Below are 19,313 nucleotides of genomic sequence, written 5' to 3' on the forward strand. Positions count from 1 at the left end.
GAACCCTACCGATACGGAAGCCTATCAAGCTGCCTTTGAGAAGATGGAAGCCCACCATGCCTGGGATTTTGAAACACGGTACAAGCAAATCCTCTTTAAACTGAAACTGGAAGATCTTTCCCAAAAGGTAGGCAATCTAAGCGGCGGACAAAAGAAACGGTTGGCGTTGGCCAATGCCCTCCTCACCCAGCCCGACCTGCTCATCATGGACGAGCCTACCAACCACTTGGATCTGGAGATGATCGAATGGCTGGAGCAGCTCTTCGCAAAAGAGAATTTTACACTCTTTATGGTGACACACGATAGGTATTTTTTGGAGCGGGTTTGTAATGAGATCGTTGAACTGGACGAAGGGAAACTTTACAGCTATAAAGGAAATTACAGTTACTACCTTGAAAAACGGGAGGCGCGTATCGAAGCCGAAGCGACCGAGACAGACAAAGCAAAACAGCTATATAAGTCGGAGCTTTCTTGGATGCGCAGGCAACCCAAAGCGCGAACCACGAAGAGCAAGTCGCGTATTGACGACTTTCACGAGATCAAGGCCCGTGCCCACCAACGGCGCAACGACCACGAAATACAGTTGGAACTTAACATGGAGCGGCTAGGCACCAAAGTGGTAGAACTGCACAAGGTCTCTAAATCGTATGAAAATAAGGTATTGTTGGACAAGCTGGACTATAACTTCTTACGAGGAGAACGGCTTGGGATCATTGGAAAGAACGGGACCGGAAAATCGACCTTCCTCAATATTATTACAGGAAGCGTACAACCCGATGCCGGGAAGGTGGTTATTGGAGATACCGTAAAGTTTGGGTATTATACGCAAAAAGGAATCCACATCAAGGAGGGACAAAAAGTTATCGATGTCGTGCGTGAGTTCGGGGATTACATCCCCTTAAAAAAAGGACGGCAGATCTCTGCCCAGCAACTGCTGGAACGTTTTCTCTTTGACCGAAAGAAACAGTACGACTATGTGGAAAAGTTAAGCGGTGGTGAGCGAAAGCGTTTGTATTTATGTACGGTTCTCATAAAGAATCCAAATTTTCTCATCCTGGACGAACCAACCAATGATCTGGACATCGTGACACTCAACGTACTGGAAAGTTTTTTATTGGACTTCCCGGGCTGTTTGGTGGTGGTATCTCACGACCGTTATTTCATGGATAAGATCGTTGACCATCTCTTTGTGTTTCGCGGCGAAGGAGAAGTACAGGACTTTCCCGGAAATTACTCCGATTTCCGAGCCTATGAGGATAGTAGTATTGCTGAAAAACGTGCCGATTCTACCGGCCAATCGAAGCCAAAAACAAATTGGAAAGCACAGAACGACAAAGGAAAGCTTAGCTATAACGAACAGAAAGAATATCAGAAGCTGGAAAAGGAGATCGCCAATCTGGAGGTAGCGCGGGAAGAACTGCAAAACAAATTTGCCACCGAAGGTTGGGACGGGGAAGAGATCGACGCACAATCCCGAAAGTTGCAGGAAATCATCGACACCATCGATGCCAAGACCGAACGTTGGTTCGAGTTATCTGCGAAGCTGGAGGAGTAAGGAGCGGGAGTTAGGAGTTAGGAGTTAGGAGTTAGGAGTTGGGAGTTAGGAATTAGGAATTAGGAATTAGGAATTAGGAGTTAGGAGTTAGGATTTGGGAGTTTAGGGAATTAAATTAATTATTTGAAACGAACTGAGACACACCCTAAGATTCCTCACTTCGCTCTGAATCATAATTCGTTCAACTTCAAACTTCTAACAATCCGATCATCCCTCTTCCAAGAGATTCCTCACTACGTTCGGAATGACAGTTGCCATGTCATTCAGAGCGAAGCGAAGATTCCAGAGATTCCTCAATGCATTCGGAATGACAATTCGTTCAGCTTCAAACTTCTAACAATCCGATCATCCCTCTTCCAAGAGATTCCTCACTACGTTCGGAATGACAGTTGCCATGTCATTCAGAGCGAAGCGAAGAATCCAGAGATTCCTCACTACGTTCGGAATGACAATACTTACATCTTCCTAATTCAAACTTCCAACCATTCCCACCCCATGCTGTCACGCTGAGCCTATCGACGCGCTCCACACTCTTTAGGAATCCTCCCTGCCTGCAAAGCATTGGAATAACCAAACTTCCAACTTCCAGCTTCCTACTTAAAAAAATAACACGCCTCTTTCAACTCTCAACTTTTACCATTTACTTTGCGACGTGCTGCACCAATTTACATCCTACCTCTCCTTTTTGCTCCGGTCTACGAATCAGCATGGGGTGCACTCGCCTTTTGTGTATGATCTGGTGACACGGTGTTTTTACGACACGACAGCTTATCCGCAATACAAAGATTTAGACCTTTACAGGAAGCAGCTTCACGACTCAAAAGAGATCCTTTTCGTTACCGATCACGGTAGCGGTTCCCGTATCTTTCGGTCCGATGAACGACCCGTTGCCGCCATCGCCAAACATGCCGGCATCGTACGAAAACGACAACGGCTGTTATTTCGTTTGGTCCAATACCTTCAACCGCATACCGTACTTGAACTTGGGACTTCCTTGGGGCTGGGTACCATCGCACTGGGACTGGGAAATCCCACCGCCGAAGTACATACCGTAGAAGGATGTCCCGTCACCGCCAAGTACACTTCCGAAGCCCTGAAAAAAGCCCGGCTTCACAATGCAAGGGTACATACCGCCGTCTTTGAAGATTTCTTTTCTAAAACACCCCATACAACCTTCGATCTGGTATATATAGACGGAAGTCACAGTCAGGAACAAACGCTTCAGAATTTTCAACAGCTCCTTAACCGCAAGAAGGAAGGCACCCTCCTTATTTTTGATGACATCTATTTGAACCCTTCCATGACCGAAGCCTGGCGAGCGATCGTTCATCGCCCTGAAGTATCCGTGAGTATCGATACATTTCAATGGGGGTTGGTCTTCTTCCGAAGCGGTCAGAAAAAAGAACATTTTACCATTCGTTTGTAACATCACGACACCCCTTGCGTCTTATGGTAAAATTGTATCTTGCAAACGAATTCTAAAACGACAGCCAACGTATGAGTTTAGTCATTAAAATTAGGAACATCACACGTGATTTTCCATTGGGACAGGAAATAGTAAAAGTTTTGAAAGGGATCGATCTTGATATAGAACGTGGTGAATACGTTGCGCTCATGGGACCTTCGGGTTCGGGGAAATCTACCTTGATGAACTTACTGGGCTGTTTGGATACTCCCACATCGGGTTCCTACGAACTCAATGGTAAAGATGTGAGCAATATGACCGATGATGAGTTGGCAGAGATACGCAACAAAGAGATCGGGTTTGTGTTCCAAACCTTCAATTTATTGCCAAGAACCACAGCCTTGGAAAATGTGGCCCTGCCGCAGATTTATGCGGGAGTTTCAAAGAGCGAGCGTACCAAGCGTGCCGAAGAAGTACTAACCGATGTGGGGCTTGCCGACCGAATGGACCACAAACCCAATCAGTTATCGGGCGGACAGCGCCAACGGGTGGCAGTAGGTAGAGCTTTGGTGAACAAGCCCTCCATTATCCTCGCCGATGAGCCTACCGGAAACCTCGACTCCAAGACTTCCTTAGAGATCATGAACCTTTTCGACGCAATCCATAAGGCAGGAAATACCGTCATCATCGTTACCCACGAAGAAGACATCGCACAGCACGCCCATCGTGTGATCCGCTTGCGCGATGGTGTTGTTGAGAGTGACACCCGCACCAAGGAGAAAATGGTTTTCGATTCATGATGTTTGGAAGTTAAAACAGATCCAATAGGAAAACTCACCTACTCACATACTCACCAACTCACATACTCACAAACTCACAGACTCACAGACTCACAAACTCACAAACTCACAAACTCACAGACACCTCCCCTGTTCACTGTTCGTCATATACCAGGAACCACAAAACAGGTTGTGAAATAAGCAGCAGATACCGTATCTTTGACTATGAAATTCTTCGACCTGTCCAATCCTATATTCGTGATCGTACTGCTGTTAGTGGTATTTTTATTGCTATTTCTTTGGAACCGAAAGAACACCCAAACACAGCGTAATCGCAGGAGCCGAAGCTTTCGTTCGGGCTATTACGAAAAGAAAAAAGACAAGAAATGAATTTTGAGTGGCTGCTAATAGCATTTCTCATTGGAGCGTTCTTTGTGTATATATCCAACAAAAAGACCTTAAACCGCTTGCAGAAACGCAACCCTACTAAACAAAAAGCACATGAAGATCTACACCAAGACCGGTGATGCAGGAACCACCGCCTTGTTTGGCGGAACACGCGTCCCAAAGCATCACATACGCATCGACAGCTATGGAACGGTAGATGAACTGAACTCTTACATTGGCCTTATACGCGATCAGGCTATCGACGCTCATTACAAAGAGATCCTCATCAAAATACAAGACAGACTCTTTACCGCCGGTGCGATCCTCGCCACCGATCCTGAAAAAGCCATACTGAAGTCGGGAAAGGAACGCCTCAACATCCCAAAGATCTCTGAAGCGAATATTACGTTATTGGAAACCGAAATGGATCAAATGAATGACAGCCTGCCGCCCATGACCCACTTTGTACTTCCCGGAGGTCATACCACTGTGTCATATTGTCACATTGCACGCTGTGTATGCCGCAGAGCAGAGCGTTTGGCGGCCTTACTACATGCCGAATCGCCCATCGATCCACAGGTACTGAAGTATCTTAACAGGCTTTCCGATTATCTTTTTGTGCTGGCACGGAAATTGACTTATGACCTGCAAGCGGAAGAGATCAAATGGATCCCCGAAAAACTGGAATAGGAGAAGAATCAATTTTATATATCTTTTTGATTTTCAGCCTATTATATACGTTCTTTAAAATATAGCAGAAATATTTACGATTTTCCTTGACTTTTTGATCTAAAAAATTATTTTTGCACAAAATTAAAACCCTAAGTGCTATGTACTGGACATTAGAATTAGCATCCTATTTAAGTGATGCACCTTGGCCGGCAACGAAAGATGAGCTTATTGACTATGCTATTAGAACAGGAGCGCCTCTTGAAGTGGTCGAGAATCTTCAGGCTATTGAAGACGAAGGAGATTCTTACGATTCTATCGAAGAAATTTGGCCGGACTACCCCACGGACGAAGATTATCTGTGGAACGAAGATGAATATTAACAATACCGGTATTTTTTACGAATACCCTAACAATAAATTATTAATAAAAAAGTCTCGTCAAGAGGCTTTTTTTTTGCTTGAGCACGAACAATTAAAAACAAAAGAACTGCTTGCCAGTATGGTTTTTTTACAGTTTTTTTGTATACTCACTAGTGGCCAATGTGCTACGTGCCATAAGCAATAGTTACAACAACAGATCATGGGATTATTAGACAATGTATTAAAAGTTTTTGTAGGAGATAAATCCAAAAAAGATATTAGCGATATACAGCCTTATGTCGATAAAATTAAAAAATATGAAGCTTCTCTGGAGAAACTTACACTAGATGAACTTCGTGCCAAGAGCGATGCCTTCCGCCATAAGATTAAGGAGGATCAACAGGAGGTCCAGCAACAGATCGACCAGCTTCAAATCGAAGCCGAAGCCATGGAAGATATCGACCAGAAAGAAGATATCTATAACCAGATCGATGCCTTAAAGAATGATCGCTACGAGATCGAAAAAAAGACCTTGGATGAGATCCTGCCTGAAGCTTTTGCCGTAGTCAAAGAAACTGCCAAACGCTTTAAAGACAATACTACGCTTACCGTTACTGCCAGCCCTTTCGACCGTGAGCTTTCGGGTACAAAGGACTATGTTACCCTTGACGGCGATAAAGCCATCTGGAACAATTCATGGGATGCCGCCGGAAAAGAAGTGACCTGGGATATGGTCCATTACGATGTACAGCTGATAGGAGGTGTGGCCTTGCACCAAGGGAAAGTAGCCGAAATGCAGACCGGGGAAGGAAAGACCTTGGTTGCTACCCTACCCGTCTACCTCAACGCACTTGCCGGAAATGGCGTACACCTGGTAACCGTGAACGATTACCTTGCCAAGCGAGACAGTGCCTGGATGGCACCCATTTTTGAATTCCACGGATTGAGTGTGGATTGTATCGATTACCACAGGCCTAACTCTGAAGCACGCCGCAAGGCCTATAATGCAGATATTACCTACGGAACCAACAACGAATTTGGTTTTGACTACTTACGGGACAATATGGCCCATGCACCACTAGACCTTGTGCAACGACCCCATCACTATGCGATTGTCGATGAGGTGGATTCGGTATTGATCGATGACGCCCGTACCCCGCTTATTATTTCAGGTCCGGTGCCTCAGGGAGACCGACATGAATTCAACGAACTAAAACCGAAGATCGAGCAGATCGTAGAGGTACAGCGTAAATACCTAACCGGCGTGTTAGCGGAGGCAAAACGTCTCTTAAAAGAAGGCGATACCAAAGAAGGTGGATTCCAATTGCTTCGGGTGTATCGCGGATTACCGAAGAATAAGGCGTTGATCAAATTCCTTTCCGAAGAGGGCGTAAAACAAATCCTTCAGAAGACCGAGAACCAATACATGCAGGACAACAACCGCGAGATGCCAAAAGTGGATGCAGAGCTGTATTTTGTGATTGAAGAGAAGAACAATCAAATTGAACTGACCGATAAAGGAGTGGATTTCCTATCGGGTAAAGATAACCCTGACTTCTTCGTAATGCCGGAAGTTGGTATTGAGATCGCAAAGATCGAAGCCAAAGAACTCTCCCCGGAGCAGGAAGCAGAAGAAAAAGAAGAACTCTTCCGAGAATTTGGGGTAAAGAGTGAGCGTATTCATACGCTTAATCAATTATTGAAAGCCTATACCCTCTTCGAAAAAGACACCCAGTATGTCGTCATGGAAAATAAGGTCATGATCGTTGACGAACAGACCGGACGTATTATGGACGGTCGTCGATACAGTGACGGATTACACCAGGCGATCGAAGCAAAGGAGAACGTAAAGATCGAAGCCGTGACACAAACCTTTGCTACCATCACGCTTCAGAATTACTTTAGAATGTACCGCAAACTGGCGGGGATGACCGGTACGGCCGTGACCGAAGCCGGAGAGCTATGGGAGATCTATAAATTGGATGTGGTCGAAATCCCTACCAACCGACCTATTGCCCGTCATGACCGGGAAGATAAGATCTATAAAACAAAACGAGAGAAATACAATGCAGTGATCGATGAGGTGACCGACCTTTCCAAGGCCGGACGTCCCGTGTTGATTGGTACCACCTCGGTGGAGATCTCAGAGCTGTTAAGCAGGATGTTAAGCATTCGAAATATTCCTCACAACGTCCTTAACGCGAAACTTCACAAGAAAGAAGCCGATATCGTTGCGGAAGCCGGAAAGAGCGGCATGGTAACCATCGCCACCAACATGGCAGGACGGGGTACGGATATCAAACTATCGGAAGAAGTGAAAAAAGCCGGAGGATTGGCTATTGTAGGAACCGAACGTCATGATTCCCGTCGTGTCGACAGACAGTTACGCGGGCGTAGTGGTCGACAGGGAGATCCCGGAAGTTCACAGTTTTACGTTTCCTTAGAAGATAATCTAATGCGTCTCTTCGGAAGCGAGCGTATCGCCAAAATGATGGACCGAATGGGCTTGAAAGAAGGTGAAGTGATCCAACACTCCATGATCTCCAAATCCATTGAGCGTGCACAAAAGAAAGTGGAAGAGAACAACTTTGGTATTCGGAAACGATTGCTGGAATATGATGATGTGATGAATGCCCAGCGGGAAGTGGTCTACAAGCGACGCTACCACGCCCTGTTTGGAGAACGGCTTCGTGTGGATATTGCCAATATGATCTATGACACTTCGGAAGTAATTGCGGAGACAAACAAGTTGGCACAGGATTTCAAGAACTTTGAGTTTGAGTTGATCCGTTATTTTTCTATGAGTTCTCCCCTTTCCGAAGCAGAGTTCGAGAAATTAGACGTGAAGCAAATAGCCGGGAAAATCTACAAGGCTGCCTACAGCCACTATCAGGAAAAGATGACCCGCAGTGCCGAGACGGCTTATCCTGTGATCAAGAACGTATATGAGACCCAAAAGGATAAGTACAAGCGCATTCTTGTACCGTTTACAGACGGTATCAAGACCCTGAATGTCGCAACCGACCTTGAAAAAGCATACGAGACCGAAGGAAAGCAACTTATCAACGATTTTGAGAAGAACATCACACTAGCGATTATTGACGACGCCTGGAAGACACACCTTCGTAAAATGGACGAGTTGAAACAATCGGTACAGTTGGCGGTACACGAGCAAAAGGATCCCTTATTGATCTACAAGTTTGAGGCCTTCGAATTGTTCAAGGGGATGATTGAAAAGGTAAATAAAGAGGTGATCTCGTTCCTCTTCAAGGGAGAACTGCCACAGGAGAACCAACAACAGATCCAAGAGGCACGTGAAGTAAAATCCAAAGAAAAGCTAAGCGAGCAGAAAGAAGAGATCCCGAACATGGATGAACGTGCGGCACAGTCTCGCGCTGCCGGAAATACGCAGCGTCAGCAAGTAACCGAAACCATTGTTCGCGACCGTCCCAAGATTGGACGTAACGACAAAGTGACCATCAAGCATGTAATGAGCGGCGAGAACAAGACCCTAAAATACAAGCAAGCCATCCCCCTTCTCGATAAAGGAGATTGGGTGTTGGTGGATGAATAGATTCCCGTTACGATTATAGATGAAACCTCGAAGCATAAACTTCGGGGTTTTTTGTTTGCTGCTGAGTCCTTGCCCACAACTTTTTAGTATCTTCGAGACGTTTCAATCTAAAAGACGATGAAAAAAATAGCGATCGAATTAAAATGGGCCTTTATCTTTACCATTATGGCCCTCGTCTGGATGCTGCTTGAGAAAACCTTGGGATGGCATGATGAAGACATTGCCGACCATTATTGGCTCACCTTATTTTTCCTTCCTTTTGCCGCCCTTATGTACGTGTTGGAGATGCGCGAAAAACGCAGAAGGTACTACAACAAAGTTATAAGTTGGAAACAAGCATTTTTCAGCGGCGTTATCATGGCGGTCTTTGTAGCCCTACTCTCTCCTTTGGGGCAATATATTACTCACAATTATATCACTCCCGAATACTTCAATAACGTGATCGATTATTCGGTGACCAATAAAATTATGACCTTAAAAGCGGCTAATGAGTATTTCAACATCACGAATTACATGATGCAATCGGCCATAGGAGCCTTGGTGGGAGGCATCGTAATTTCGGCGGTCGCTGCTTTCTTTATGAAGCGAAAAGCACCCCTATCCTCTTAATATAAATGAGCGTTTTAAAAAAGGGATCTGCACTAAGAACAATACTAAAAAACCGATAGCGTACGTCACTGTTTGTGACAGATCAAGCGTTGGCATCGAAAATTCAATAGCAGACAGTTTTGCCCAACCCCAGCGATCGAAGAGAGAAATTCCTTCCGTAGGTAAAAAGAAGAGTATCGCGATGCACGCCGCAACCATACATCCTAAGAGCGCCCATATGGGTTTGGTAATAAGAGGACGATACACAGTCTTTGCTATTGACTTCTGAGCTACGGCCGCCATTACGCGTTGTGAAAATCCCGGATCGGGTTTTAAGAGCCCTGCTTCCTGCACGCTCTTTTTTATAAATGCTTCTTCAGTATTAGATTGCTTGTCCATTGTGTTTCGTTATTTCGTGTACCACAAAATGTTTTAATAAGGTATGTAATTTTTTCCTGCTTCGGAAAAGTTTGATCTTGACATTATCTTCAGAAAGGGATGTAATCGCAGCGATTTCCTTTACGGATTGTTCTTCAAAATAATAGAAGGTGATGATCGCCGCTTCCTCTTCCGGTAATTTCTGGATCGCCTTCTGAATGATCGCACTGCGTTCCTGACCTTGCAGATAATCCAATGCATTTTCAACAAGTTCTGTATTGCCTTCTGTTCGTTCTTCCATTAACGGTGTGGTACGCGAGCGTTTTTGCTGCCGTATCCGGTCCAACGCTTTGCGGTACGCAATACTGTATAACCAGCTCGAGAACTTAGATTCGCCCCGAAAACTCGATAGCGACTCGTACGCTTTTACAAAACTATCCTGTGCCACTTCTTCTGCTTCTTCCCGGTTCTTGACCATGCGCAGCACGATGGTGAATATAAAGTCTTGATACCGTTCCACCAATACACCAAAAGCCTGCGTATCGCCTTGCATCGTTTTTTCGATGTAATATTGGTCAGTGGTCTGGTTCATTTAAGGATAAGACGAAGGAACCATTAGGTTGGTTACAGAACTCCTTCACAAATAAAAATACAAAATTTGTAACCGAATCGAAGGCAACTCCGTCTTACTTAAAAAACGAACAGAACCAATAACCCTCTGCGGCATTCGCAGAATTAAAAAAAGCAACAGTATGGGATCAGAAGTTATTGTAATACCAATTATTTTCGGAGTACTCTTTGGAATCTACTATTTATTCATTTCGGCAAGAAACCGGGAACGCCTTGCCTTGATCGAGAAAGGAGCAGATGCTTCTATCTTTTACGGCAAGGACCGGAAGGTGACCCCTATTTGGAAGGTCATTGTCATCAATCTTGCGCTGCTGAGCATGGGAATCGGGCTGGGCATTTTTATCGCGGCCATTCTCAACACTCAGTTAGGTATGGAGGAAGAAGTGGCGTACCCGGGTACTATTTTCTTTATGGCAGGCGTTGGACTCTTTAGTGGGTTCTATCTTACCAAGAAATTGAACAGTGACGCCTAAAAACGTTTGTATTTAGTTGAACGAGCCATTTTGAATGCTGTAGTTGCAACATCAAAATGGCTTTTTAATTTTTAAAAAGATGCCTACTACTCGAATCTTACGTTATATAGAATTTTCCTTGCGATGTTATGTATGTACGATGCTCACCTCCTATGGTGTTGGAAAAATTCTGGGAGGCCAATTTTACAGAAAAGGGAATATTCCGGAAGCGATCGCTCAAACAAAATTATTGGACGTAACCGGGTTTGATCTTGCTTGGACCTTCTTCGGATACTCGGAAGCCTATGTCTTTTTTATTGGCGTATCGCAGATTATAGGTTCTGTATTGCTATTGTTTAACAGAACGAAACTGTTGGGAGCCCTTGTACTTGTTCCCGTGCTTCTCAATATCATTATGGTAGATCTTACGTTTCAAATCTCTTGGGGAGCCCTTATGAGTGCTTGCATTTACCTTAGCAGTCTTTTGGTTGTGTTATGGCTTAACAAGAGAAGGATTTTAAAAGCATTGCAAGTATTGACGGGAGAAGGGCGTGTCATTGGGATGCGAAGAAAGTGGATGCCGTGGGCAGTTGCGATGATTGCGGTAGCTGTTTTGATCACCGTGGAAAATACCCTGCTCAATTGGGTGGGACGTTGATATATTATTGCATCTTAACATTGCTGTATGTAGCATTGATGGTAACAATTTTGGAAGCCGTATTCGATGTATTAAATCCTTTAACCAATACACGGTCGTTATTCTTAGAGCTTTTAAGCTGAAGTGATTTTGGGTATAGCAAGGTAGATTTCTTACCGTTGTATAAAAACGAGAACGGACTAGAGGGAAGGTCTAAGGTGGCATCTGTATTTTCCAGAACTATATTAAGACTTGAAAAATCGTTGGAAACCGCCTTGATGCGTAAGTTTCCAAACGATCCTGAAAGGTTGGCAGTATCGAAAACCGTATTGATAATTACATTGCTTGAATTTGCATTGAGATCAATATCTTCAACCATATTGAGACTGCATTTATCCACAAATTTCAACTGCAAGGTTCCATCTTTCCAATTCCCAACCGTTACCGGTGCATACGCAGCGCTGATGAGGGTCTTCCCCCCATCAACGCTTGTTGCTGTAAACGGTGAATAATTGAGCGTCGCTTTTATATTATACGCATTGGCCATTTTAATTTCTCCGTGACGTACATTGATCTCGGTCTTGGCATTCTTAGGCATGCGGATAATGATGGTCTTGTTCGATTTTAAGTCTTTCGGTTTAAAATTGCCATCGCTTTGTATAATGATCGACTTCCCATTAGGACTGGTGATCACCTGTTTACTGAAATTACCACCTTCCTTTTCGGCCTGCTTTTCTATGTCTTCGGCCCACTTTTCCATTTCCTTACCAAATTTCTCACCCCAAACTTCCATGCGTTTGCCAAAGTTTTCTCCCCATGCTTCCATCTTCTGTTCCCATTCTTGACTTATACTGTCCCCGTGCTTCTCATTCCATTGCATGGCAAAGTTCTCACCCCAAGCTTCCATTTTCTTCTCAAAATCCTTTCCGAAACGCTTCTCGATCTCCTTTTCCCATTTCTTCATATAGCCTTCTTCATCCTTTTGAAATGCCTCATAGTCGAATTGCAGATCGCCCATGCCTTTCATCACATCATCCGGCAGCGGTGGCATTTTAAACTCCAACATTAACGGCATGTTTTCCATCATCGGACCCAAGAATTCCAGTTCCTTCAAAGCATCCATCCCAGATAATGATTCCATACCTCGCCATTCCATTGTCGATCCGGCGTTAGATGTAATGACCACTTTTTTACTGTTTCCCAGAATGTCGAATTTCCAGTCTTTAAAAATCTTTTCCCGTTCTTGTTCTGAAAGCTTTTCGCCATCGACAAAAGCTTCAACCTCTACCTTATCTTTGTTCCAGGTTTCAAAGACGACGTTGGTATGTGATGTATTAACCGTTACCAGAACGTCATCACTTACATTAAATGTTTCCACATGCTTGGATTGGGCGAACGTGATCACCCCTACCCCAAGACAAAGCAAGAAACTTAAATTATGTTTCAATTGGTTTAAATTCTTCATTGTTTTGATTTTTTAGTTCTTTTAATTTGCTTTTAAGTTTGAACAGCAATTCCAAACGTAACTTCAAATTATCGATCAAAGCGGTGATGGTTGCCTCGGTAGGGCCCACTTCATTCAATTCGGTATTAAGAAGGCTGTATTCAGCGTCTAACTCACCAAGACGTTGCATATATCCATCTATAAGTTCTTTGTTCTCATCCCCCATGCTAAGGGATGCTAATTGCATATTAATTCCTGTGAGATAATAGTTCTCTATCTTTTTCAGGTCGGGAGAAATATCCCCTAATGTGATCTGTGCCATTGCGTCGCTGTTGGTGTTCTCTGTTTTTGCGGACGTTTCGGCTAGTGGCGTTGTTTCTTCACCATTCCACTGCTGATACGTGAAGAATCCTATTCCCAAGCAAACCACGACCATAGCGGCTATCTTCAACCAAAAGAAAGCCTCACTCTTTCCTTTGGATGTTGGAACCTCTTCTTCCAAAAAGGCCGCATCCAGCTTAGCCTCAAATCGTGCCTTGTGGCGTTTTGGCAACACGGGGCCTCTTGAGGACTGCTCTTGCACCAATTTTCTAATATCCTGTGCCATAGTTTAAATGCTTTAATTGTTCTTTTAACTGTATTTTTCCTCTGTGGAGATTGGTGCGCGATGCGCTTTCTGAAATACCCAATATTTCGGCGATCTCCTGATGGTCATATCCTTCCAGAAGGTACAATTGTACCACAGTTCGATAATTATCCGGAAGCTTTTCAATGGCTTGCAGCACTTCTTCATAGGTCGTTTCGTCCGCCACTTGCCATCCGGCTTCCTCTTCTGTAATGCTCATTACTTCTTCGTTGATTGCATACAATTGCATCTTTCGCGCCTTGATGCTGTCTAAGCAGGTATTGATCACGATCCTTTTTAACCAAGCACCAAAGGTGACGTCCCCTTTGTACTGGTGTAATTTCTGAAACGCTTTAATAAACGCTTCTTGCATGGCATCCTCTGCCGCTGCTGTGTCGCGTAAATACCGATGGGCTACGATAAACATACCGTCGCAATATTGCTCATACAGCTTAAGCTGCGCCTTGCGATTGCGTTGTCTACATTGCTCAACAAGTAGTGAATCTGACAAACTTGATGGTTTTTTGGTTGCTGTTCGGACTAAAGACGATTGATTTTTTTTCGTGTTGCAACTATTAACGAAATTTTAGCTTAAAATACTTATAAAGTAATAAGAACGGTACTGAAATTGCACTATATTTGAATAATTACTTGTATGTATGGAAAAGAAATACACTGACTTCAATAAGCTAAACCGGTTGCTTGTCGCAAGCTTCGAAGCAGAGAAATTATACTACAATGCCGCTCAGGATGCTCAAACCACCGAGTTGAAGCGGTTCTTGAACTATATGGCCGTTGAACGTAACAGGATGAGCCATGATATTTCCAATGAATTGCATTCCCGAGACATTGAGCCGCTCAAGGAAGATGCCGAAAAAGGAAATATTGACCGTACATGGCATGAGATCAAGGACGCTTTGGAACATTTCAATGCAGAAGTAATCATTAATCAATGTATTGCGCGTGACAAGAACAACATAAAGCGCTATCAGGAATTGATCGACAACAATGCACTCCCTGAACCCATCATTGCCATGTTAGAAAAGCAAAAGAAACAACTCACATGGTATGCAAAGCAAGCAGAACAACACAAAGTAAATCCCTTTAAAAAGGAAGCTGCCACTCGAGAGGAAGCCATCACTGAAAAGGAAGATGCTCCCGAGGCAGAGGAAAAAAAAAATAACGACTCCGGAAAAATAATTAATTTAAAAGCAATGTAACATAAAAGCCCTGTGAGAACAGGGCTTTTATTTTAAGATGCACTTTCAATGATTATTCATCCAATAACAAATTCAAAGTAACGGTAATATTGTCCCGAGTCGCTTTAGAGAACGGACAAATCTTGTGTGCTTTATTTATTAAGTCTTCCCCGGTCTTCACATCAACGCCAGGGATATAGCAATCTAAGGTTGCTTCCAGAAACGCACCATCCTCATCTTCACAGAAACCAATTGTCGCACTCACACTAAACTCGTCGCTTAATTCTATCTTTTTCTTTTTGGCGATCACCTGTACGGCACCTCCAAAACAAGCCGCATAAGCACATCCAAAGAACTGTTCCGGATTGGCACCATCGCCTCCGTCACCTCCCATGGATTTGGGCACCGAGAGGTTCATGTCTATTGTTCCATCTTCGGTACGTACGTGCCCAGATCTCCCTCCTACCGCAGTAGAAGTAGCTTCATATAAAGTTTTCATAGTACTTGTTTTTAGTTTAAGAAGAGTCAATATACTATCGAAAAACCGGGTAAAAAAGTCGATATTCATAAAATTGTCATAAATTTCGGGAGTGACCAAAAAACAGAAACATACCGGAGCCCTTTCAGAAAAAGAAGGCGTAGCACCGCTACCGGCGGTAAGTCCGTCTGTGGCAAAAAAGATTCAGACAAAACGAAGAAGCTTTCCCTCTGTCGCACAGCTTTCCGAAGCCATTCTGCAAGAGGATAAAACAGCTTTATCCCGCGGAATCACCCTTATTGAAAGTACCGCTACAAAACACCAAGAGGATGCTAAGGCGCTTATAAAAGCATGTCTACCCCATGCAAATGCCTCGGTTCGTATTGGGATTACCGGAGTTCCCGGCGTGGGAAAGAGCACGTTTATAGAAGCATTTGGTACGTTACTCGTTGAAGAAGGTCGCAAAGTAGCAGTTCTGGCCGTTGACCCCAGCAGCACCGTAAGTAGAGGGAGCATTTTGGGAGATAAGACGCGTATGGAAGCACTCGTGCGACATCCCAATGCCTTTATACGTCCCTCAGCTAGTGGCGATTCGTTAGGAGGCGTAGCTCGAAAGACCCGCGAGGCCATCATCCTTTGTGAAGCAGCGGGATTCGATACCATTATTATAGAAACTGTGGGTGTAGGTCAAAGTGAGACCGCCGTACATTCCATGACCGATTTCTTTTTATTACTGAAATTGGCCGGAGCCGGTGATGAACTCCAAGGTATAAAACGGGGTATCATTGAGATGGCAGATGCTATTGTGATCAACAAAGCAGACGGCGAGAATATGAAGGCAGCCAAGATGGCAAAAGTAGCGTTTAACCGAGCGTTACATTTATACCCTCCCAAGGATAGCAATTGGACTCCCAAGACACTTACTTGCAGTGCTCTCACAAACGAAGGTATCGATGCGGTTTGGGAGATGATCGCCTCTTATTTTGAAACCGTAAAGGCGAATGATTACTTTTCAGAAAAAAGGAATCAACAAAATAAATTCTGGTTGCTCCAAACGATCGAAAGCACATTAAAAAGCGATTTTTTCAACAATCCGAAGATCAAAGAGGCTTTAGAAACACAATTGGCATTGTTGGCGGATAACAAAACAACACCTTTTGAGGCCGCCCATAAAATACTTACCCTGCGCTGAGCATCAAGTCATTGAATATTTCTAAAGAAAGTATCAATCTTTGCTTCCTTATTACTAAATCGAACCATTATTAATTAGATACTTTAAAGGTATCCTGAAACCATTTCACTTGAGCCTCCAACCCCTCCTTTAAAGAGGTTTCCGGAGAATACTGCAGCACTTTTCTTGCCTTATCTATATTCGCACACGTACGCGATTGATCTCCCGGGCGAGGTGGCATATTAGCAATCTTTATCTTTTTCTGAAGAATGGCCTCCACCGTAGCGATACCTGTGGCGGTAGTATTCTCTTCTTCGGTACCAAGGTTGAATATCTCGCCATTACACACCGTTTCCTTACCTAATACGCTCACAATACCATCTACTATATCCTGCACATACGTAAAACTTCGAAGGTGTTCCAGGCTTCCTTCGTACAAGGGAAATTCCTTATCGTTCAAACCACAATCGATCAACCGTGTGTATAATTTATCGGGTCGTTCTCTGGGTCCGTATACCGAATACAATCGGAGCGAACAACCTTTGAGCAATGTTCTGCGACTATAGGCAAGCACGAGCTGTTCCGCTGCAAGTTTAGTGACGCCGTACCAAGAAGCGGGCAAGGGTGCTTCATCTTCAGATAATGTAGCTTCCAGACCATAAATGGAGGAAGTCGCAATATTGACGAAGAACGGTGCTTTAGAAAGAGGCATCATGGCATCGATCATTCGTTGTGTTCCGTAGAAATTATTGCTGAAATAATCCTCGAAACTGCTGTCACGTGCAATACCGGGTTGGGCCGCAAAGTGAAAGATATGAGAAATTGTTTCGTTGATATAAGGAGTTAGGTCATCGGTACGCAGATCTACCTTTTTCACTTCAATTCCTTTTTCAGCCAGCGTTTGCGCGTTCTGCTGTTTTAAAGAAACATCGTAGTAATCGGAAAAATTGTCAAGAGCCACCACTTCATATCCCATAGCTGCCAATCGTTCGGCAGTATGAGAACCTATAAAGCCGGCTGCCCCGGTAACTAAAACCTTCATAGAAATGATTTACGACTGCAAAATAGCATCTTTTTTACAGTTCTTATTTAATTTCTGCCCATTGTTCAAAAAAGAAATACTTTTGCAAAAACCTTTACGCGCATTTCATGTACGAATTTACCATAATAGTGCCTGTCTACAATGAAGAGGATAATCTGGAACGGGTTGAAAAAGAACTACTGGCCTATACACACATTGCCATAAAAAAAACGGCCGTATTGTTCGTTAACGATGGGTCCAAGGATAAGAGTCAAGATCTTATTGAAGCAATCTGTGACCGAAATGAAGCATTCCACTATCTACAGTTTAAAGAGAACCGAGGACTTAGCGCTGCGATCAAAGCCGGTTTCGACCATGTCGAGAGTTCGTTGGTTGGATATATCGATTCCGACCTACAGACCGCGCCGGAAGATTTCAATCTGTTATTAGCGCATATCGATACGTACGACCTAGTAACAGGGGTTAGGTCTAACCGAAAGGATTCTTTTGTAAAAAATATGTCCTCAAAGATCGCAAATGGCATTCGCCGTGCCTTTACTCACGATGGAATGGATGACACAGGCTGCCCTCTGAAAGTGATCAAAACATCGTACGCCAAACGTATTCCTATGTTCAAAGGTCTGCATCGGTTTCTGCCTGCCATGATCCTGTTACAGAAGGGAAAGATCCTACAAGTCCCGGTTCAGCATTTCCCTCGTATTGCAGGCACCGCAAAGTTTGGGGTCTGGAACCGACTTATTGGTCCACTAATGGATTGCTTTGCCTACCTTTGGATGAAGAAGAAATATATCAACTACGAGATCAAAAGCAAAGGATGAGCAATTGGCTTATTTATGGGATAGGCTTCTTGGCACAGCTCCTCTTCTCGGGGCGGCTTATCGTGCAGTGGATTCTTTCAGAAAAAAGCAAACGTGTTGTCACCCCTTCCCTCTTTTGGAAATTAAGTTTGTTGGCTTCATTCCTTTTATTCGTGTACGGACATCTTCGAGACGATTTTGCCATCATGTTAGGTCAAGCCCTTACCTACTATATCTATATAAGGAATTTACAGTTGCAAGGAGAGTGGCGTAAATCTCCTAAAGCCATGCAATGGTTTCTTTTGATATTTCCATTATTCATTGTGATCTATGCGTACAATAATGGTGAGTACGACCTCAATAAATTATTCAAGAACGAAGACATTCCATTCTGGCTGCTGCTGTTGGGTATTGTCTCTCAAGTCCTGTTTACACTGCGGTTCGTGTACCAATGGATGTATAGCGAACGCACTAAAACATCTCAGCTCCCCGTTGGATTTTGGCGTATGAGTGTGTTGGGAGCTTCATTGATCCTCACCTATGCGATCTTCAGAAAAGACCCGGTGCTTTTCGTGGGGCATATTGCAGGGCTGATTATCTACGTGCGCAATATTTTCATCTGGAAAAAACAACTACATGCGAATTCCTGAGAACAGATACGTGGGGTTGCTGGTCCTTACTTGCATAGGTATCTTCTTTGTCAACCTCGACGCTCTGTACGTAAATATCATGGAAGCCCGTAATTTTATCACTGCTCGGGAGATGCTTGAGGATGGCAATTGGTTACTCACCACCTTGAACGGTGAACCCAGATACCAAAAACCTCCATTGCCCACTTGGCTTACAGCAATTTCGGCGGCAATCTTCGGACTTAAGAGTGTAGCAGCGTTGCGCCTTCCGGCAGCTTTGGTGACTTTACTGTTAGTGCTGTCTACCTATCGATTGGCAGTAAAATTTACGCAACAAAAATCCTATGCCTTTATTGGGTCACTCATTCTAGCGACGTCCTTCTATGTCGTTTTTTCGGGACGTAACGGTCAATGGGACATCTTTACCCATGCATTCATGATGGGCACTATTTATGTCCTGTACCGCTTCTTTACCGAAGACCGAAATTTGTTGCTCCATGCTCTTGTGGCGG

23 protein-coding genes are annotated in these 19,313 nt (G+C 43.9%); 16 read left to right on the forward strand and 7 right to left on the reverse strand.

All coding sequences use genetic code 11. From position 1 onward, the window contains the following. The 9 genes from AACZ11_RS11835 to AACZ11_RS11875 all read left to right on the forward strand — a co-directional run. A partial coding sequence (locus AACZ11_RS11835) for an ABC-F family ATP-binding cassette domain-containing protein (protein ID WP_339832554.1) occupies positions 1 to 1,555 on the forward strand: 1,555 nt, incomplete at its 5' end. Positions 1,556 to 1,678: 123 nt separating this feature from the next. Next, positions 1,679 to 2,065, forward strand: a complete 387-nt coding sequence (locus AACZ11_RS11840; RefSeq protein ID WP_339832556.1) for a hypothetical protein — start codon at positions 1,679 to 1,681, stop codon at positions 2,063 to 2,065. A 202-nt stretch (positions 2,066 to 2,267) separates the two neighbouring features. Next, positions 2,268 to 2,981: a class I SAM-dependent methyltransferase gene (locus tag AACZ11_RS11845; protein WP_290626798.1), complete on the forward strand. Its 714-nt coding sequence runs from the start codon at positions 2,268 to 2,270 to the stop codon at positions 2,979 to 2,981. A 71-nt stretch (positions 2,982 to 3,052) separates the two neighbouring features. After that, on the forward strand, positions 3,053 to 3,760 hold the full coding sequence (locus AACZ11_RS11850) for an ABC transporter ATP-binding protein (RefSeq protein ID WP_290626796.1): 708 nt from the start codon (positions 3,053 to 3,055) through the stop codon (positions 3,758 to 3,760). 204 nt (positions 3,761 to 3,964) lie between these two features. After that, positions 3,965 to 4,129 (forward strand): hypothetical protein, encoded by a 165-nt coding sequence (locus AACZ11_RS11855; RefSeq protein ID WP_290626794.1) that lies wholly within the window; start codon positions 3,965 to 3,967, stop codon positions 4,127 to 4,129. Between the two features lie 111 nt (positions 4,130 to 4,240). Then, positions 4,241 to 4,816: a cob(I)yrinic acid a,c-diamide adenosyltransferase gene (locus tag AACZ11_RS11860; protein WP_290626792.1), complete on the forward strand. Its 576-nt coding sequence runs from the start codon at positions 4,241 to 4,243 to the stop codon at positions 4,814 to 4,816. Positions 4,817 to 4,956: 140 nt separating this feature from the next. After that, entirely contained in the window at positions 4,957 to 5,178 is a 222-nt protein-coding gene (locus tag AACZ11_RS11865; RefSeq protein ID WP_008272287.1) for a DUF2795 domain-containing protein, read from the forward strand. 199 nt (positions 5,179 to 5,377) lie between these two features. After that, the gene (gene secA, locus AACZ11_RS11870; RefSeq protein ID WP_290626748.1) at positions 5,378 to 8,731 is read left to right on the forward strand and encodes a preprotein translocase subunit SecA; all 3,354 of its coding nucleotides are present in this window, start codon (positions 5,378 to 5,380) and stop codon (positions 8,729 to 8,731) included. A gap of 117 nt (positions 8,732 to 8,848) precedes the next feature. Then, entirely contained in the window at positions 8,849 to 9,340 is a 492-nt protein-coding gene (locus AACZ11_RS11875) for a DUF4199 domain-containing protein (RefSeq protein WP_290626746.1), read from the forward strand. On the opposite strand, the gene AACZ11_RS11880 is transcribed toward AACZ11_RS11875, so the two are convergent. Then, complete coding sequence (locus AACZ11_RS11880) at positions 9,329 to 9,718, reverse strand: hypothetical protein (protein WP_290626744.1); 390 nt, start codon at positions 9,716 to 9,718, stop codon at positions 9,329 to 9,331. The genes AACZ11_RS11875 and AACZ11_RS11880 overlap by 12 nt on opposite strands. Then, positions 9,702 to 10,289, reverse strand: a complete 588-nt coding sequence (locus AACZ11_RS11885; RefSeq protein WP_290626742.1) for an RNA polymerase sigma factor — start codon at positions 10,287 to 10,289, stop codon at positions 9,702 to 9,704. Before AACZ11_RS11885 ends, AACZ11_RS11880 begins: the two co-directional genes overlap by 17 nt. 160 nt (positions 10,290 to 10,449) lie before the next feature. Between AACZ11_RS11885 and AACZ11_RS11890 the strand changes: the two genes are divergently transcribed. Next, on the forward strand, positions 10,450 to 10,800 hold the full coding sequence (locus AACZ11_RS11890; protein ID WP_290626740.1) for a DUF6249 domain-containing protein: 351 nt from the start codon (positions 10,450 to 10,452) through the stop codon (positions 10,798 to 10,800). 79 nt (positions 10,801 to 10,879) lie between these two features. Continuing rightward, a complete protein-coding gene (locus AACZ11_RS11895) occupies positions 10,880 to 11,437 on the forward strand; it encodes a hypothetical protein (RefSeq protein WP_290626738.1) in 558 nt (185 codons plus the stop codon). A 4-nt stretch (positions 11,438 to 11,441) separates the two neighbouring features. Here the strand turns inward: AACZ11_RS11895 and AACZ11_RS11900 are convergent, their stop codons facing one another. From AACZ11_RS11900 to AACZ11_RS11910, 3 genes are read right to left on the reverse strand one after another with little or no spacing between them, the layout of a single operon-like run. Beyond that, positions 11,442 to 12,881 carry a hypothetical protein gene (locus AACZ11_RS11900; RefSeq protein ID WP_290626736.1) on the reverse strand — a complete coding sequence of 480 codons (1,440 nt, stop codon included), beginning with the start codon at positions 12,879 to 12,881 and terminating at the stop codon, positions 11,442 to 11,444. Beyond that, the gene (locus AACZ11_RS11905) at positions 12,853 to 13,467 is read right to left on the reverse strand and encodes a hypothetical protein (RefSeq protein ID WP_290626734.1); all 615 of its coding nucleotides are present in this window, start codon (positions 13,465 to 13,467) and stop codon (positions 12,853 to 12,855) included. Before AACZ11_RS11905 ends, AACZ11_RS11900 begins: the two co-directional genes overlap by 29 nt. Beyond that, complete coding sequence (locus AACZ11_RS11910) at positions 13,451 to 13,996, reverse strand: RNA polymerase sigma factor (RefSeq protein WP_290626732.1); 546 nt, start codon at positions 13,994 to 13,996, stop codon at positions 13,451 to 13,453. The genes AACZ11_RS11905 and AACZ11_RS11910 overlap by 17 nt, the downstream gene beginning before the upstream one ends. Positions 13,997 to 14,144: 148 nt before the next feature. Between AACZ11_RS11910 and AACZ11_RS11915 the strand changes: the two genes are divergently transcribed. Beyond that, positions 14,145 to 14,705 carry a DUF2383 domain-containing protein gene (locus AACZ11_RS11915; RefSeq protein WP_290626730.1) on the forward strand — a complete coding sequence of 187 codons (561 nt, stop codon included), beginning with the start codon at positions 14,145 to 14,147 and terminating at the stop codon, positions 14,703 to 14,705. Between the two features lie 52 nt (positions 14,706 to 14,757). On the opposite strand, the gene AACZ11_RS11920 is transcribed toward AACZ11_RS11915, so the two are convergent. Beyond that, on the reverse strand, positions 14,758 to 15,183 hold the full coding sequence (locus AACZ11_RS11920; RefSeq protein WP_290626810.1) for an organic hydroperoxide resistance protein: 426 nt from the start codon (positions 15,181 to 15,183) through the stop codon (positions 14,758 to 14,760). A gap of 91 nt (positions 15,184 to 15,274) precedes the next feature. Here AACZ11_RS11920 and meaB point away from each other — a divergent pair, with 91 nt between their 5' ends. Next, the gene (meaB, locus tag AACZ11_RS11925) at positions 15,275 to 16,354 is read left to right on the forward strand and encodes a methylmalonyl Co-A mutase-associated GTPase MeaB (RefSeq protein WP_339832570.1); all 1,080 of its coding nucleotides are present in this window, start codon (positions 15,275 to 15,277) and stop codon (positions 16,352 to 16,354) included. A gap of 70 nt (positions 16,355 to 16,424) precedes the next feature. Here meaB and AACZ11_RS11930 read toward each other — a convergent pair whose 3' ends face one another. Further along, positions 16,425 to 17,375 (reverse strand): SDR family NAD(P)-dependent oxidoreductase, encoded by a 951-nt coding sequence (locus AACZ11_RS11930; protein ID WP_339832572.1) that lies wholly within the window; start codon positions 17,373 to 17,375, stop codon positions 16,425 to 16,427. A gap of 107 nt (positions 17,376 to 17,482) precedes the next feature. Between AACZ11_RS11930 and AACZ11_RS11935 the strand changes: the two genes are divergently transcribed. The 3 genes from AACZ11_RS11935 to AACZ11_RS11945 form a co-directional block, all read left to right on the forward strand. Next, positions 17,483 to 18,193, forward strand: a complete 711-nt coding sequence (locus AACZ11_RS11935; protein ID WP_339832575.1) for a glycosyltransferase family 2 protein — start codon at positions 17,483 to 17,485, stop codon at positions 18,191 to 18,193. Next, positions 18,190 to 18,822, forward strand: a complete 633-nt coding sequence (locus tag AACZ11_RS11940; RefSeq protein WP_339832578.1) for a lipid-A-disaccharide synthase N-terminal domain-containing protein — start codon at positions 18,190 to 18,192, stop codon at positions 18,820 to 18,822. Before AACZ11_RS11935 ends, AACZ11_RS11940 begins: the two co-directional genes overlap by 4 nt. After that, a partial coding sequence (locus AACZ11_RS11945) for a glycosyltransferase family 39 protein (protein ID WP_339832580.1) occupies positions 18,809 to 19,313 on the forward strand: 505 nt, incomplete at its 3' end. The genes AACZ11_RS11940 and AACZ11_RS11945, both read left to right, overlap by 14 nt.

Origin of the sequence: uncultured Altibacter sp. (assembly GCF_963972995.1) — a bacterium.
GTDB lineage: Bacteria > Bacteroidota > Bacteroidia > Flavobacteriales > Flavobacteriaceae > Altibacter.

Excerpts from the sequence above, each read along its gene's own strand:
- AACZ11_RS11850 (WP_290626796.1), top strand. The coding sequence starts at position 3,053 with ATGAGTTTAGTCATTAAAATTAGGAACATCACACGTGATTTTCCATTG.
- AACZ11_RS11855 (WP_290626794.1), top strand. The coding sequence starts at position 3,965 with ATGAAATTCTTCGACCTGTCCAATCCTATATTCGTGATCGTACTGCTG.
- AACZ11_RS11860 (WP_290626792.1), top strand. The coding sequence starts at position 4,241 with ATGAAGATCTACACCAAGACCGGTGATGCAGGAACCACCGCCTTGTTT.
- AACZ11_RS11865 (WP_008272287.1), top strand. The coding sequence starts at position 4,957 with ATGTACTGGACATTAGAATTAGCATCCTATTTAAGTGATGCACCTTGG.
- secA (WP_290626748.1), top strand. The coding sequence starts at position 5,378 with ATGGGATTATTAGACAATGTATTAAAAGTTTTTGTAGGAGATAAATCC.
- AACZ11_RS11875 (WP_290626746.1), top strand. The coding sequence starts at position 8,849 with ATGAAAAAAATAGCGATCGAATTAAAATGGGCCTTTATCTTTACCATT.
- AACZ11_RS11880 (WP_290626744.1), bottom strand. The coding sequence starts at position 9,718 with ATGGACAAGCAATCTAATACTGAAGAAGCATTTATAAAAAAGAGCGTG.
- AACZ11_RS11885 (WP_290626742.1), bottom strand. The coding sequence starts at position 10,289 with ATGAACCAGACCACTGACCAATATTACATCGAAAAAACGATGCAAGGC.
- AACZ11_RS11890 (WP_290626740.1), top strand. The coding sequence starts at position 10,450 with ATGGGATCAGAAGTTATTGTAATACCAATTATTTTCGGAGTACTCTTT.
- AACZ11_RS11895 (WP_290626738.1), top strand. The coding sequence starts at position 10,880 with ATGCCTACTACTCGAATCTTACGTTATATAGAATTTTCCTTGCGATGT.
- AACZ11_RS11900 (WP_290626736.1), bottom strand. The coding sequence starts at position 12,881 with ATGAAGAATTTAAACCAATTGAAACATAATTTAAGTTTCTTGCTTTGT.
- AACZ11_RS11905 (WP_290626734.1), bottom strand. The coding sequence starts at position 13,467 with ATGGCACAGGATATTAGAAAATTGGTGCAAGAGCAGTCCTCAAGAGGC.
- AACZ11_RS11915 (WP_290626730.1), top strand. The coding sequence starts at position 14,145 with ATGGAAAAGAAATACACTGACTTCAATAAGCTAAACCGGTTGCTTGTC.
- AACZ11_RS11920 (WP_290626810.1), bottom strand. The coding sequence starts at position 15,183 with ATGAAAACTTTATATGAAGCTACTTCTACTGCGGTAGGAGGGAGATCT.
- AACZ11_RS11930 (WP_339832572.1), bottom strand. The coding sequence starts at position 17,375 with ATGAAGGTTTTAGTTACCGGGGCAGCCGGCTTTATAGGTTCTCATACT.
- AACZ11_RS11935 (WP_339832575.1), top strand. The coding sequence starts at position 17,483 with ATGTACGAATTTACCATAATAGTGCCTGTCTACAATGAAGAGGATAAT.
- AACZ11_RS11940 (WP_339832578.1), top strand. The coding sequence starts at position 18,190 with ATGAGCAATTGGCTTATTTATGGGATAGGCTTCTTGGCACAGCTCCTC.